Source organism: Intestinimonas sp. MSJ-38, from assembly GCF_018917925.1.
Taxonomy (GTDB): Bacteria; Bacillota; Clostridia; order Oscillospirales; family Butyricicoccaceae; genus Pseudobutyricicoccus.
Genome location: NZ_JAHLPO010000018.1, coordinates 1 through 14,236 on the forward strand (window position 1 = coordinate 1; position 14,236 = coordinate 14,236).

The 14,236-nt window shown below is 52.8% G+C and carries 15 protein-coding genes; 6 read left to right on the top strand and 9 right to left on the bottom strand.

Going from position 1 to position 14,236, the window contains the following annotated elements:
- The coding region (locus KQI26_RS11115; protein ID WP_216503868.1) for an IS3 family transposase at window positions 1-204 on the top strand (204 nt) is incomplete at its 5' end.
- Between the two features lie 129 nt (window positions 205-333).
- Here KQI26_RS11115 and KQI26_RS11120 read toward each other — a convergent pair.
- From KQI26_RS11120 to KQI26_RS11130, 3 genes are all read right to left on the bottom strand, one after another.
- Window positions 334-1,515, bottom strand: coding sequence for a glycine C-acetyltransferase (locus KQI26_RS11120; RefSeq protein WP_216504464.1), 1,182 nt, complete (start codon window positions 1,513-1,515; stop codon window positions 334-336).
- Window positions 1,516-1,560: 45 nt separating this feature from the next.
- A complete protein-coding gene (gene tdh, locus KQI26_RS11125) occupies window positions 1,561-2,595 on the bottom strand; it encodes an L-threonine 3-dehydrogenase (RefSeq protein ID WP_371744138.1) in 1,035 nt (344 codons plus the stop codon).
- 244 nt (window positions 2,596-2,839) lie between these two features.
- Window positions 2,840-4,135: a polysaccharide deacetylase family protein gene (locus KQI26_RS11130; protein WP_216504466.1), complete on the bottom strand. Its 1,296-nt coding sequence runs from the start codon at window positions 4,133-4,135 to the stop codon at window positions 2,840-2,842.
- A 246-nt stretch (window positions 4,136-4,381) separates the two neighbouring features.
- Here KQI26_RS11130 and KQI26_RS11135 point away from each other — a divergent pair, with 246 nt between their 5' ends.
- Window positions 4,382-5,905, top strand: a complete 1,524-nt coding sequence (locus KQI26_RS11135) for a S1C family serine protease (protein WP_216504467.1) — start codon at window positions 4,382-4,384, stop codon at window positions 5,903-5,905.
- A gap of 236 nt (window positions 5,906-6,141) precedes the next feature.
- Here the strand turns inward: KQI26_RS11135 and KQI26_RS11140 are convergent, their stop codons facing one another.
- Window positions 6,142-6,861, bottom strand: a complete 720-nt coding sequence (locus KQI26_RS11140; RefSeq protein ID WP_216504468.1) for a TVP38/TMEM64 family protein — start codon at window positions 6,859-6,861, stop codon at window positions 6,142-6,144.
- A 169-nt stretch (window positions 6,862-7,030) separates the two neighbouring features.
- Here KQI26_RS11140 and KQI26_RS11145 point away from each other — a divergent pair, with 169 nt between their 5' ends.
- From KQI26_RS11145 to KQI26_RS11155, 3 genes are all read left to right on the top strand, one after another.
- Window positions 7,031-7,285 (top strand): hypothetical protein, encoded by a 255-nt coding sequence (locus KQI26_RS11145; RefSeq protein ID WP_216504469.1) that lies wholly within the window; start codon window positions 7,031-7,033, stop codon window positions 7,283-7,285.
- 15 nt (window positions 7,286-7,300) lie between these two features.
- Window positions 7,301-7,729: an ACT domain-containing protein gene (locus KQI26_RS11150; RefSeq protein WP_216504470.1), complete on the top strand. Its 429-nt coding sequence runs from the start codon at window positions 7,301-7,303 to the stop codon at window positions 7,727-7,729.
- A 333-nt stretch (window positions 7,730-8,062) separates the two neighbouring features.
- The gene (locus tag KQI26_RS11155) at window positions 8,063-8,803 is read left to right on the top strand and encodes a YebC/PmpR family DNA-binding transcriptional regulator (RefSeq protein WP_216504471.1); all 741 of its coding nucleotides are present in this window, start codon (window positions 8,063-8,065) and stop codon (window positions 8,801-8,803) included.
- 249 nt (window positions 8,804-9,052) lie between these two features.
- On the opposite strand, the gene KQI26_RS11160 is transcribed toward KQI26_RS11155, so the two are convergent.
- Window positions 9,053-9,274 (bottom strand): helix-turn-helix domain-containing protein, encoded by a 222-nt coding sequence (locus KQI26_RS11160; RefSeq protein ID WP_118428086.1) that lies wholly within the window; start codon window positions 9,272-9,274, stop codon window positions 9,053-9,055.
- A 187-nt stretch (window positions 9,275-9,461) separates the two neighbouring features.
- On the opposite strand from KQI26_RS11160, the gene KQI26_RS11165 reads away from it, so the two are divergent.
- Window positions 9,462-9,698 (top strand): hypothetical protein, encoded by a 237-nt coding sequence (locus tag KQI26_RS11165; protein ID WP_216504472.1) that lies wholly within the window; start codon window positions 9,462-9,464, stop codon window positions 9,696-9,698.
- A gap of 59 nt (window positions 9,699-9,757) precedes the next feature.
- Here the strand turns inward: KQI26_RS11165 and KQI26_RS11170 are convergent, their stop codons facing one another.
- From KQI26_RS11170 to KQI26_RS11185, 4 genes are all read right to left on the bottom strand, one after another.
- Entirely contained in the window at window positions 9,758-10,909 is a 1,152-nt protein-coding gene (locus KQI26_RS11170) for an aldo/keto reductase (RefSeq protein ID WP_216504473.1), read from the bottom strand.
- 67 nt (window positions 10,910-10,976) lie between these two features.
- Window positions 10,977-12,038: a hypothetical protein gene (locus KQI26_RS11175; RefSeq protein ID WP_216504474.1), complete on the bottom strand. Its 1,062-nt coding sequence runs from the start codon at window positions 12,036-12,038 to the stop codon at window positions 10,977-10,979.
- A gap of 11 nt (window positions 12,039-12,049) precedes the next feature.
- Window positions 12,050-13,501: an MBOAT family protein gene (locus tag KQI26_RS11180; RefSeq protein WP_216504475.1), complete on the bottom strand. Its 1,452-nt coding sequence runs from the start codon at window positions 13,499-13,501 to the stop codon at window positions 12,050-12,052.
- A gap of 123 nt (window positions 13,502-13,624) precedes the next feature.
- Window positions 13,625-14,146 (bottom strand): ABC transporter substrate-binding protein, encoded by a 522-nt coding sequence (locus tag KQI26_RS11185; protein ID WP_216504476.1) that lies wholly within the window; start codon window positions 14,144-14,146, stop codon window positions 13,625-13,627.
- Between the last annotated feature and the right edge of the window lie 90 nt (window positions 14,147-14,236).

The following is a 14,236-nucleotide window of genomic DNA, read 5'->3' on the forward strand; positions in this document are numbered from 1 at the left end:
AACTGTCTGGACAATGCTGTGATAGAAAACTTCTTTGGGCTGCTCAAAAGTGAGCTATTGTATCTGCAGGAATTTCAGTCCATGGAGCACTTCAAACAGGAGCTCATTGAGTATCTGGACTACTACAACAACCGCAGGATTAAGGCAAAGCTAAAGGGCTTGCCGCCTGCAATTCACAGACAGCAAGCCCTTTCGGCTGCTTGAACAATTTTTACTTCAGAATATTGTCTAATTTTTTGGGGTCACTTCATATGGCCGGGGCATTTTTGTTTAGAAAAACGAAACTCCCCTGTTCCCGCAGGAACAGGGGAGTTGTTTTGCAAAAAGGAGGGATTAGAGACCCATTTCCTTCTTGACTTCGGCGAAGCACTGGATGGCGAAATCCAGGTCTTCCTTGGTGTGAGCCGCAGAGATCTGGGTGCGCACACGGGCCTTGCCCTGGGGAACCACAGGATAGCAGAAGCCCACCACATAGACGCCCTTTTCCAGCATCCGGGAAGCAAACTCCTGAGCAACCTTGGCATCATAGAGCATGACAGGCACGATGGGATGGGTGCCTTCGGGGATATCGAAGCCCAGAGTAGCCATCTTCTCGCGGAAGTACTTGGTGTTCTCGTGCACCTTATCCCGCAGAGCGGTGGATTCAGAGAGCATATCGAACACCTTGCAGCTGGCGGCAGCAATGGCCGGAGCCAGGGTGTTGGAGAACAGATAGGGACGGCTGCGCTGACGCAGCAGATCGACGATTTCCTGACGAGCGCTGGTGTAGCCGCCGGAAGCGCCGCCCAGGGCCTTGCCCAGAGTACCGGTGATGATGTCCACGCGGCCCATCACGCCGCAGTATTCGGGAGTACCCTTGCCGTGCTCGCCCATGAAGCCCACAGCGTGGCTGTCGTCCACCATGACCAGAGCGCCGTATTCGTCGGCCAGGTCACAGATGCCCTGCAGGTTGGCGATGAAGCCATCCATGGAGAAGACACCGTCGGTGGCGATCAGTTTGATGCGGCAGTCTTTGGCCTCTTCCAGCTTGGCCTTCAGGTCTTCCATGTTGTTGTTCTTATAGCGCAGTCTCTTGGCTTTGCACAGACGGACGCCGTCGATGATGGAGGCGTGGTTCAGCTCGTCGGAGATGACTGCATCCTCGGCGGTGAGCAGAGTTTCAAACAGGCCGCCGTTGGCGTCGAAGCAGGAAGAATAGAGGATGGTGTCGTCCATACCCAGGAACTTGCTGATCTTGTTTTCCAGTTCCTTGTGCAGTTCCTGTGTGCCGCAGATGAAGCGGACGGAAGACAGGCCGTAGCCCCACTTGTCATAGCTGTCCTTAGCAGCCTGGATCACTTCCGGGTTGTTGGACAGGCCCAGATAGTTGTTGGCGCACATATTCACCACATTGTGAGCCTTGGTGGTATCGATGCGGGCGCTCTGAGGAGTGGTGATAAAGCGTTCGTCCTTATAGGTGCCGGCTTCCCGGATGCCTTCCAGCTCTTTGGCGTAGATCTTCAATGCCTCTTTCATGATATGAGCTTCCTCCTTTTGATAATAAAAACAGATGAAACGGGCTTATTTCTTTGTGGTCCAGTCCAGCACAACCTTACCGGAGTTGCCGGAGATCATGGCTTCGAAGCCCTTTTCGAATTCGGTGTAATGGAAGTGATGGGTGATCACCGGATGGAGATCCAGGCCGCCCTGAACCATGGCGATCATCTTGTTCCAGGTGGCGAAGATCTTGCGGCCATAGATGCCCTGGAGGGTCAGACCCTTGAGGATCACATGGTCCCAGTTGATCTTGGTGTCGGGGCCATGGAGACCCAGCAGGGAGACCTTGCCGCCGTTGCGCATCAGGCTGAGCAGCTGGTTGAGGCCGGGAGCGCTGCCGCTCATTTCCAGACCCACATCAAAGCCTTCCTTGATCTTCAGAGCTTCGAAATAGTCTTCGGGCTTTTCCTTGGCCACATTGACGCAGGCGTCGGCGCCCAGCTTCTTGGCCAGCTCCAGACGATATTCGTTCACATCGGTGATGACAACATTGCGGGCACCGGCGTATTTGCAGATGGCCACAGCCATAATGCCGATGGGGCCGGCACCGGTGATCAGTACATCTTCGCCCACCAGATCCCACATCAGGGCGGTGTGAGTGGCGTTGCCGAAGGCATCGAAGAAGGAGACCAGATCTTCGTCCAGATCCTCATCCACAGGCACTACATTGCTCTCGGGAATGCACAGGTACTCGGCAAAAGCGCCGTCCCGGTTGACGCCCACGCCCTTGGCGGTGGGGCACCACTGGCCATTGCCTTCACGGCAGTTGCGGCAGGTGCCGCAGATGATGTGGCCTTCGCCGGTGACCCGCTGGCCTACCTTGTACTTGGTGGCATTGGGGCCGCATTCGGCGATCTCGCCTACATATTCATGGCCGGTGACCAGGGGAGGATTGAGGTTGGCCTGGCTCCAGGGGTCCCAGTTGTAGATGTGCACATCGGTGCCGCAGATCGCAGTCTTGTGGATCTTGATCAGCACTTCGCCGTTGCCAGGAGTGGGAACGGGCACCTGGGTGAGGGTCAGACCTTTGACGGGGCCGGTCTTGACCAGGGCGTCCATCATTCTTTCAGACATTTCGCTCATCTCCGTATTCATAATAAAATGTGTTTTCATACAAAGGGACAAAGCTGTCCACAAACATTATATCACAGCTTTTTGACTTTTCAATGAGAAAAGACTTTCTTTTTCAAACAAAAATACCGATTTGTCCGCGTATGGAGGACAGTTTGCCGCAGGAGAAGGCCAACTTTGTGCAAAAGGCAAAAAAGGGCCTGCCCCGGTCAATGTCGGGGCAGGCCAACGATCAATTCAGAGGAGGACGGGCGGGATCCACTACCTGGGAAGGATCAAAGAAATATTTGCTGATGCGTTCCGGATGCTTGAGCATGGTGTAACCGTCCAGATTGAGGCGGTTCTGGATCATGCTGTTGCCCTCATAAGAGGTAGCCATATTGGCAGCCACAGGGCAGATGATTTTAAAGCCCTGATCCACCATATACTGATACCGGGGATCACTGGGATCATAGTGGGCGCCGAAAGGAGTGATGAGCACTTGAGTGGGGCCGGTGTAGGTGCCGATCAGTTCACGCCAGCGGGTCAGGTCGCTTTCCAGCTCCTCCATGGTGATGTCGCCTCGCCAGTAGCCGTTGTGGGTGTAGCTATGGCAGCCGATCTCCCAGCCGGTTTCCCGCAGGCGCTGAGCGATTTTCTGCACATCCTCCAGCATCTGCTGACCTTCTTCCGGGGTATACAGCTCCAGGTCGGTGATCCGGTAGCCGAAGGCTCCCTGATAGCCGGTGGGGGCCAGAATGCCCTTGGCTCCCCGGAAGGAGAATTCCGGATGCTCCTTGACAAACTGATCCACAATGGGCTGCACATCGCCGTCGTAAGTGTTGCTCACCGTGCCGTCAGGGGCTTTCACTTCGGTGACCGCATCCCCTTGTTCATTGATCACCAGCCGGGTGGCAAAGCCGTCAGGGGCCATATAATCGTAATAACTCAGATCGTCCACCGACAGGATCAGAGGCTTCTTCCCCTGGGGCAGACAGATGTCCTTCTGAGTCACAGAGCCGTCTTCGTTTACCTGGATCAGCTCATTGATATCATAGAGGACAAAATCATTTTCCAGCAGCAGGGGGAGCATCTTTTTGAATTCGCTGACAGTAGTCATCCACATATTGTAGCCTTCGGCCGGATGGCCTTCGTTGTCAAAGGCCAGCTCCGGATAGATGATCAGGCTGTGGAAAAATACATGATAGGGCATTCCTTCGTATTTCACTAGGGAGTCCTTGTCCTGCTGGCAGGTTTCGATGGCTTGCTTCACATCATCATTCACCAGCTTTTTGTCGGCGTTTTCCAAAAGCTCCAGGGCTTCGTCATAGAAATAGCCCCGGCGCAAAGTATCAGCCTTTTCCAGAAGCTGCTGACGCTGCTCTTCCAGCTGTTGAGAGTTTTCTCCCTGGCCGGGCTTGTGGTCTGAGGCGGGAGTGCCTGGCCGGTCGGTGAAGCAGGTGATAAGGGCAAAAACAGACAGGACAAAAGCGCAGCAGGAAAGAAGAAAGGCTGCGGCGCGGCGATGAGGAGAAGGATGAGATGTCATGGCAAAAGCCTCCTTTGCTGATTCGACAAAAAGATGGTTTTTTCGACGCTCCTATTATAGAATAATAAGGACGAAGATACAACCCCGGGTCAGTTACAAACAGTAAAGGAATGGTTACAAAGAAAGCGATACAGTTCTTTACAATTTGTTTTTTTTTAAGATATTGCATTTTCATAATTTCAATGGATAATAAGAAACAGAGAAGGGCGGTAAGCCTTTGAGAAAGAAAAAGGAGGCAACACTTCTATGAATGAGGATAAAATGAATCGGGAAAATGGGGAGAACACCCAAGACTTCAGTGCGACCCAAAATAGTGGTTGGGGTGAGTCCAGCCAGGAAGAGAAAAAGGATCAAATGGCTCAGTCCATTTCCCAGGCGGCAGAGCAGCAGGCCCAGACAGAGCAGAAGCCCGCTTTCATCAGCGATCAGGCCCAGCCGGTGAATAAGACCAGCGCTCAGGAAACTTCCGGAGGCTGGGGCCAGGCCCAGAATCAGGCAAGTTCCGCAAGTCAGGGCGGCTGGAATCAGAGCACCCAGCAGGGAGACGCCCAAAATACAGGGTCAGCGCCTTCCTATCACAGCTATGGACAGGCCAGAAGCACTTACGATACCCAGGGAATCTATGGCGGAAAACCCCGGCAGCCCCGGGCTCCCAAGGAGCATCGTCCCGGTGGAAAGAAGCGGGTGGCCCGTTTCTTCAAAGGGGTAGGCGCACTGGTACTGGTGGCCGCCGTTTCGGTGGGTTCCACAGTGGGCTATTTGAAATGGATCGGGTATGAGCCTTCCAAGGGCACCAGCTCCAATTCTTCCGGCAATACCACCAGCGGCACCAAGGTGATCTATCAGCCCACTTATTCGGAGGATTCTCTCACCTCCGCTCAGATCTATGAAGAAAATGTCTCCTCGGTGGTGGCCATCACCAGCCAGCTGTCCAACGGCAGCGGCGTGGGCACCGGCATTATTATGAGAGAGGATGGCTATATCATCACCAATGACCATGTGGTGGCCGATGCGCTGAGCATTACGGTGCGCACCTACGATGGCACCGAATACGAGGCCCAGGTGGTGGGCACCGATGAAAAGACTGATATCGCCGTCATCAAAATCGATGCGGACGGTTTGAAAGCCGCCACTTTTGGCGACTCCGACCAGTTGGTAGTGGGTGAGCCGGCCGTGGTCATCGGCAATCCGCTGGGCCTGGAGTTTGCCAACACCATGACTCAGGGCGCCATTTCCTCTACCAGCCGTGATATCCAGATCGGCAATTATATCATGAATGTGATCCAGACCGATGCTTCCATCAATCCGGGCAACTCCGGCGGCCCGCTGTTCAACAGCTTGGGCGAAGTGGTAGGCGTGGTTTCCTCCAAGATCAACACATCGGAAGCGGTGGGCATCGGCTTTGCCATTCCCAGCAACACCGCCCTTAAGGTGGCCAATGACTTTATCGAATATGGCGCTGTACAGGATCGGCCCATGCTGGGTATCACCGTGAAACAAATCAACTCCTATTATGGCCAGATGCAGGGCATTGCAGCCGGATTGTGGGTGGCCGAAGTAGTAGAAGGCGGTGCAGCACAGCAGGCCGGTATCCAGGCCGGAGACTATATCGCTTCCTTCAATGGAGAAGAAGTGACCACCCTGTCCGAACTGAATTATGCCAAGGATCAGTGCAAGGTGGGCGACACCGTTAAGGTAGGCCTTGTCCGAAATGGCAAGGAGATCACAGTGGATCTGGTGCTGAAAGACGCCAATCAGCTGGATACCTGATGAAAACAGAAATCATATCATTCCTCCCTCTGTGATGTGAAATAAAATTCCGTAAAGAAAAGGACGCTGGTTTTCCAGCGTCCTTTTCTGTTGTCCATTTGGGCATGAGGATAGACTTCCTGGATGGTCTGTCTGGCGCTCTATCCCAGGCCTTGTCCATGAATTAAACATGAGATCATGCAAAGATTCTTCTACATCCCAAGAATAGAGAAAAGCCCGGCCATAGCCGGGCTTTTTTAATGTTTGCCGTTGTGCTTTTTCACAATGCAGGTATAGATCAGAAGACCGATGGAGCTGACGAGCACCGTGATGGCAAAGACGATGATGGCCAGCCGGTAATCCTGAAGGCCCATGGCGTTGCCGCCCATGGTGGAGGAGATCACCGAGGGGATCCGGGCGATGGTGGACAGCACCAGAAAGGTTTTCAGCTTCATGGGCGTTAAACCGATAAAATAGGTGATCACATCCTTGGGTGTGCCGGGAATGAGGAAAAGGAAGAAGATCAGAAGTTCCAGTTTACGGCTGTTGTGGATAAATTTCAGCGAATCCATCTTTTCCCGGGAGATAAAGGCTTCCACCATCTTTACACCGAAGCGGCGGGTAAAACCATAAATGATGATGGAGCCCAGTACTGAGCCGGTGAGACAAAGAAGCAGGCCCTCCCAGGCGCCGAAGGTGAAGCCAGCGGCGATCTCCACCACTTCTCCTGGCATGATAGCCACCACCACTTGAAGCACCTGGATGCCGATAAGGGCCAAGCGGCCCAATATCCCTTGGCCTTGAGCCCAAGCCCGGAAACCTTCCGGATCGGAGGCAAAGGTGAGGATACGGCTGCCGAAGGTGAAAGTGATGAAAAGAAACACGCCAATAAGTCCCAGGAGAGAGCAAAGGCTCACTGCTTTACGCCGGCGTCGATAGCTGCGCTCTTCCTGCTCCGGGGTACGATCCGAATGCATGGGAAACACCTCCCTTGGTTGTTGAAAGCAAGTATAACAGCAAAGTGTTGCAAAATTTTCGTAAAAACCTTACAATATCCTTAAAACCCCAGGCGCTGGTGAAAAAATCCCTTTTTTTCAGTATAGCACAAATGGGCGCCGGTGGGAACCGGAAGAGAGGGAGAATAAAGTGACAAGGTATTATTATGGCCAGAACAAAGTGGTGCTGGCCGCGCGGGAACTGTTTGGCTGGCAGGAAGATTATGCCGACGAAAAATACAGCCGCTACACCGGTCTGGAGATCGCTTTGCAGGAAGATGGACGCTTCTCTGTGTGGGGAGATCTGGGCGAAGAGGACGCCGAGCTTTTGCGGGACACCAAACCCGATCACAAAAATCTGCTGCCCCGTGTGCTGGAGTTTGCAGATGAGCGGACCAAAGAATAAAGGAGAGTGAAGACCATGGCGGAAAAACCCACTTACTTGCTCATCGACAGCCAGGTGCTGCCCGATGTGTTTCTGAAAGTGGTGCGGGCCAAGGAAATGCTGGCCCGGGGAAAGGTGAAAAGTGCCGCCATGGCCGCCCGGGCCTGTGGGATATCCCGCAGTGCCTTTTATAAGTATAAAGACAGTGTAGAGCTGTTTGACCGGGGCGGCGGCAGCATGATCACCTTGTATTTTTCCCTGGCCGACGAGCCGGGAGTGCTGTCGGCTGTTCTGGGCTGCGTCTATGACGCCGGAGCCAATATCCTCACCATCAACCAGAACCTCCCGGCTGACGGTGTGGCTCCGGTAACCATCGCTTTGAAGCTGGGGGAGCAGACCACGGCGGCCCAGCTGCAGATCAGCCTATTGGGTATCCCCGGTGTGGTGCGGGTGCGGGAAATCTGAGCCTCTTACGCAAAAAGGACCGCCGGAAGGCAGTCCTTTTTTGCGCATTGTTTGGCAGTTAGCTGTCGTATTTGCAGTTTTTGCTGTTTTCAGCCTTGTTGTTCTCCATCTTGTTGTTCTTGCTGTTCTGGCTGTTCTGGCTGTTTTTGCCGTTCTGGTTCTTCATGCGCTCACCTCATTTCCTGTGCTCCTATTGTGCACCGTCTCCCCTGGTTTTATACATTGATTTTTCACCGGGAAATGTGTTAAAATGAAAAGTAGCGTTTGGCCGCTCTTTTTCGGAAGAGGGCACGAAAAAATGGAATCTATTTGAAGGATATAGGAGGGGACGAAATGTCCGGACATTCCAAATGGCATAATATTGCCAGAAAAAAAGGCGTTGTGGATCAGCAGCGCGCCAAAGTATTCACCAAATTCGCCCGTGAGATGGCGGTGGTCATCCGCAACAGCGGCTCGGCCGACCCCAGCGTCAACGGTAAGCTGCGGGATGTAATCGCCAAGGCCAAGGCCAACAATGTGCCCAATGACAACATCAATCGGGTGCTGCAGAAATATGCTTCCGGCGGCGCCGGTGAGGATTACGAATCCATCACCTACGAAGGCTATGGCCCCAAGGGCATTGCCGTCATCGTGGAGACCCTTACCGACAACCGCAACCGTACCGCCGGTGATATGCGCCATTATTTTGACAAATACGGCGGAAATCTGGGTGCTTCCGGCTGTGTGTCCTGGCAGTTTGACCGCAAGGGTATGCTGGTTGTGGAGCGTCTGGACGATATGGACGAGGATGAAGTGATGATGCAGGCCCTGGAAGCCGGCGCTTCCGATTTCTCCGCTGAGGAGGATGTGTTCGAAATCACCACTACCCCCGACGATCTGGGTTCTGTCCGGGAAAAGCTGGAGGAAAACGGCTTTACATTCCTGGAGGCCGAGGAAGCTATGGTGCCCCAGACTTACATTTCTCTGGATGACGAAGACGACATCAAGAACATGAACAAGCTTCTGGAAATGCTGGAAGATAATGACGATGTGCAGAATGTGTGGCACAACTGGGAGAACCCCACCGAAGCGTAAGAACAAAAAAGAGCTGGGCCTTTGGTCTGATGTTATTAAGTTAAAGCTACAAATGCCTCAACAGTGACAGAGAGACCTCCTATCGCAAGGATAGGAGGTCTCTCTTTTTTGCCTTATTACAAATAGATTTCTTTGAGTTTGGTTATATCCCATATAGCAACGAAGCAGGAAAAAACATACATCGAGTGAAAATAGTCTATCCAATATAATAGTTATCCCTCAGAAAAGCTGTTAGGCCGATCTGGGGGATTATTTTTGAGGAGGGGATGAATTATCGGTACGCCCCAAAATATAGTCAGTGGATGTTTTATATAAGTCAGCGAGAGCAATTAAAATATCAGTGGGGATATCTCTATAGCCTTGTTCATATCGAAAGTACTGAGGTTGTGGCATTTTGAGATATTCAGCAACTTGCCGTTGTGTAAGATCGTGATCTTCACGCAAATCACGTATTCGCTTATAATATGCCATTTTACACCTCTTAATATCCAAATGGATATCTTGACAATACACTAATTTTGTGCGAAAATGGCTATTGATATCCATACGGATATCAGCGCGAGAGGGGGGATTACTATAAAGAAGTTGTTTATGGTTTGTCAGTTGCATCAATGAAGAATAAGATAAATTGAAAAATGTTAAAAAGGAGCTGGAATAATTGTTTGCATCAGAGCAGCATAAGAGTAATAAAAAATGGTGGATTTTAACTCTGATTTTGTTTATTATTATTGCTATAATTACGCAAATAAACAGTAATGAGAGGTATGCACGAACATCTGACGGGAAATGTGATATTTGTGATGAATATGCCTCATGGAAACTTGATGGGCATGAATACTGTGATAAACATGCAGGCAATAAGATGGTTGATGATTTTTACGATACTTATGGCTAATAAACGGAAAGCAGCCTGAGTAAAACAAAAGACCGGCCAACGGCCGGTCTTTTGTTTTACTATTTCCCAAATACTTCTTTGGCCCGAGCCATGTTTTCGGTGACATTTACACCGAAGGGACAACGGCTTTCGCAGGCCCGGCAACTAATGCACTGGGAGGCATGGGCACCCAGCTCTTCATAGTGAGCCTGTACGGTGGGAGGAGGCGTTTGTCCTTCTTCCACCAGATCCAGCAGTTTGTGGACCTGGGCGATATTGATATGGGAGGGGCAGGGCAGACAGTGGTTGCAGTACATACACTTGCCCTTGAGAGAAAATTGGGGCGTGGAGGCCAGGACCACCGAATAGTCCTTTTCTTCCGGGGAAGCTGTTTCATACCGGAGGGCTTCTGTCATTTCTTCCGGTGTGCGCACACCCACCAGTACACTGCCCACCGCCGGACGATCCATGGCATAGTGGATGCATTGGATGGGGGAGAGGGCCACGCCGAAGGGGGAGCGCTGGGCGGTCAGGAGCGCTCCGGCTGCCAGGCTTTTCATCACAGTGATGCCGATGTTTTCCCGCTGGCAGGTTTCATAGAATCTGGCCCGCAGGGGATGCATTCCCAAAAGGGGCTGCTGATAGGTAGCAGGGTCAAAGAGGGGTGCGGTGGAGCCCAGGCCGTCGGGGAGCAGATCGTAGGCCGGGTTGATGCTGAAGAGGATCACATCCACGATGCCGCTTTCGATGGCCCGCAGGCCGATGTGAGGATCGTGGGTGCTGATGCCAATGGTGCGCACCGTGCCTTGTTGTTTCAGCTTCTGAGCATAGTCCGCCGTGCCGCCGGAGAAGATCTGGTCAAATTCCTGGTCGGTGTCCACACAGTGGAACATGCCGATATCGATATAATCGGTATCCAGACGATGAAGCAGATCTTCGAAGAAGAACTGGGTTTCTTTTCGTTCCCGGGTGCGGCCATATTGGCCGTCCTTCCACCGGGCGCCGAAATGGCCCTGGATGAGCACTTTGTCCCGTCGGCCCTTCAAAGCCAGGCCGATATCCCGACGCACATTGGGCTCGGACATGAACACATCCAGAATGTTGACGCCGCCCTCCAAGGCGGTATCCACCACCTGATGAATGGTTTTGGCGTCCAGGCCCTCCAGATGTTCACAACCAAGGCCGATCTCACTGGCTTGCAGCCCGGAGCGGCCCAGAGTTTTATAGATCATATGCGGCCACCTCTTTTCATGGATTTGTCTTTATTGTAGCACGGGGAAAACAGCGGGACAAGGCCTCTTAGGTTTCCGGGGGAAGCTGAGGCGGATAGAGGGCAAAGAGCTCCTCATAGGGATAGTTCCAGGCCAGTTGGCGCATTTCTTCTACAGCCTGGGGAATCTCCTGGGGCGTGAGACCGGAAGAAGAGGCCATTTTTTCGGTGATCCATTGGTTGACCTTGGGAGAATAGTGGATGGGATCGGTGTATTGTTCCAGATCGCAAATCACTTCTTCTTCCGCGCAGGGATAATAGACATGGACATTGTCACACTGGGCCAGGGCCTGCAAGGCCGCTTCCTGGGCGGAAAGAGTTCCTTCCAGCGTGCCCCTGCGGTAAACCCGATCCCAAAAGACAATGCTGTAAGGGGGAATGAAGAAATAAAACTCTGTTTCCGGATGGGCCTGCACATAGGGGAGAATGATCTGAAAATTGGCGGATGTTTCGGCAGAAAAGATGTCCGATCCCATCATAGGGGTGGGTTCTGGCCGGCCGTATACTTTCATCACCGCCTGGGGGCCCCATTCATATCGGTTTTCCCAGGCAAAAAGATCATCCACTGTGGGCACCGGGCCCCAGCGGAAGGCATAGAGCATGGAAACGATCTGCCGGAAAAGCACATCCTTGTTGTACAGATATTCCACATCATCCCAGGGGTTGTCGTTGTAAAGATAGTCGGGGAGAAGCTCGGTGCTTTCCTGGGGGAAAGCGGTGAGCAGATTGGTGTCCAAGCCCCAGAAGACCCGCTGGATCTCGTGATCTTCATAGGCCATATCCAGCGCTTTGATGAATTCGCCGAAGTTCCCGCCAGGGAAGGTGAACTTGGCCGTTTTGCAGGAAAAGGCCTCGTCAAACCAGCTGGCCCGGAAGTTGGCGGTGACAGAGGTTCCGATGAGGATGCTGTCATAATCGAAGTTTTCAGCGATCCCTCCCACCTGATGCCGTTCATCGGTGGTCACCGGGGGCAAAGAGGTCCAGGGAGCGTGATAATGGAACATGGGATCAATGACATAGACCAAGGCCCCGCAGCCCAGAAGAAGCGCAAGAAAAAGACAGAGAAAGGAAATGGAAAATTTGCGATACACCGAAGAGCCTCCTAAAACATCACATACAAAAATCCGCTGACACCGGAAAAGGAGAGAACCGACCAAAACAGCAGCAATACACAGCACACCATCAGGGGCAGACGGGGCCGGAAAGCGGCCAGCCGTTCATGGGTATTTTTCAGCTGGATGGAAGCAAACAGACAAAAGCCGATAAAGAGCAAACAGAGCATCAGGTTCCAGCGCTCCAGTGTGGGCATAAAGGAAAGGCGCAGCCAGAGAAGTTCTGCAAAGTCGAAGTGAGCGGTCAGATTGATGTCGATCACGCCCAGATCCACCCGGAAAAGGTTGCCCAGGAAGGTGAAAGCGGTGTGGAGATCGGGGGCGCGGAAAATCACCCAGGTCAGATTGATGAAGGCAAAGGTGCCCAGAAAGCGGAAGGCCGGGTGAAGTTTTTCCAGAGGTTTTTCAAAAATTCGCTCCACGATCTGAGCAAGCCCGTGGAGAAATCCCCATAGCACAAAGGTCCAGTTGGCGCCGTGCCAGAGGCCGCTGACCAAAAACACCAGAAGGGTATTTCCGTAGGTGCGCAGCCGGCCTTTCCGGCTTCCGCCCAGAGGAATATACAGGTAACGAGTGAAAAAGCGGGTAAGGGTCATGTGCCATCGTTTCCAGAATTCCCGCACGGAGAAAGCCCGATAAGGGGAATCGAAGTTTTGCGGGAGCTGGATATTGAAAAACAGCCCCAGACCGGTGGCCATATCGCAGTAGCCGCTGAAATCGAAATAAAGCTGCAAAGTGTAGCAGAGCATCACGAGAAAGGCGGTGGGGGTGTTCATGCCTTCCACCCAGGTGAACCCCCAATCGGCGGCCTGGCCAAGGGTGTCGGCCAGCAGCACCTTTTTGGCCATGCCAAAGGAAAAGGCCACCAGACCTTTGGAAAAGTTCTCCCACTGAAAAAAACGGTTTTCCCGGCAGCGAAGCTGGGGGACGATTTCGGTGTGCAGGGAGATGGGGCCGCTCATGATATAGGGGAAAAAGCAAAGGGAGCAGGCATAATCCAATGGAGCAAACAAAGGAGCCTCTCCACGGAAACGATCCACCAGGTAGGCAATTTGCTGGAAAGTGAAGAAGCTGAGTCCCAAGGGGGCGATCAGTCGGAGCAAAGGCAGATGCAGTCCGGTGAGGGAGTTGAAAGTCTCCAGGAAAAAATCAAAGTACTTAAATAGAACCAGCAGCCCGATGTGGAAAAGAAGCCCGATGAGCAGCAGCCCTTTTTTGCGGCCCTGTTTCCCCATGGCGGCGGCCAACAGGTAATTAACCACAGCGGAAGAAAACAAGATCAAAAGAAAAGGCAGACCGTGGCTGCCGTAAAACCAAAGGGAGCAAAGGAGCAAAAAAAGCCGGTTTGCAGGGGAGTGAGGCAGCAGCCGGCCCAGAAGAAAATAGCCGACGATGGCCACGGGAAGAAAGAGCAATAGAAAGAAATAGGAATCAAAAAACAAGGGGAGAAGCCTCCTGAATCAGAATAAAAAGGATAAGGCATACCCAAAAAGTATAGCACAGAAGGGAAAAAATGAAAAGGAGCGCCCTTCAGGGCGCTCCAGAAAACGGAGGAGTGTGCAATTTTATTCGGCCCAGCTCATCTGCTCGAAGCGGGTCAGGCCGGCGGGGGTCAGATTGACACCCTGGAGTTTGCTGTTGAAAGCCCGCACATTGCTGCCCTGGTACAGGGGGATCTGGGGGCACAGCTGGTTCAGAGTCTTGTTCAGCTCCACGATGGCGGCGTCACGGGCGTCATCATCAATGGTGGAGGCGATTGCGTCGATCTGAGCATCGATTTCCGGATTGTTGGTACGGGTCTGGTCGGAAGAACCGATGGAATTGCTGTGGAACACACCCTTCAGGAAGGTGACGATATCGGTGGAAGAATAGCCGCCGATGGAAGCGGTGAAGTCGCCTTCGGCCGTTACCGACACATAGGTGGCGGTATCCAGGCTTTCGATTTCGCAGTTGATACCGATTTCCTTCAGGTTGGCCTGGATCACTTCGGCCATACGGCGCTTGCCTTCGTTGGAGCAGAGGATGCTCAGCTCGATGGAGGCCGGGTCCACACCGGACTGCTCCAGCCATTCCTTGGCCTTTTCCACATCAGGGGTGTCGCCGTTTTCTGAGGTCGGCGGACATCATTGATTCCATCGGTGCAAAATGTGTCCCGTTTTTCCTGGAACAGCGGCAGT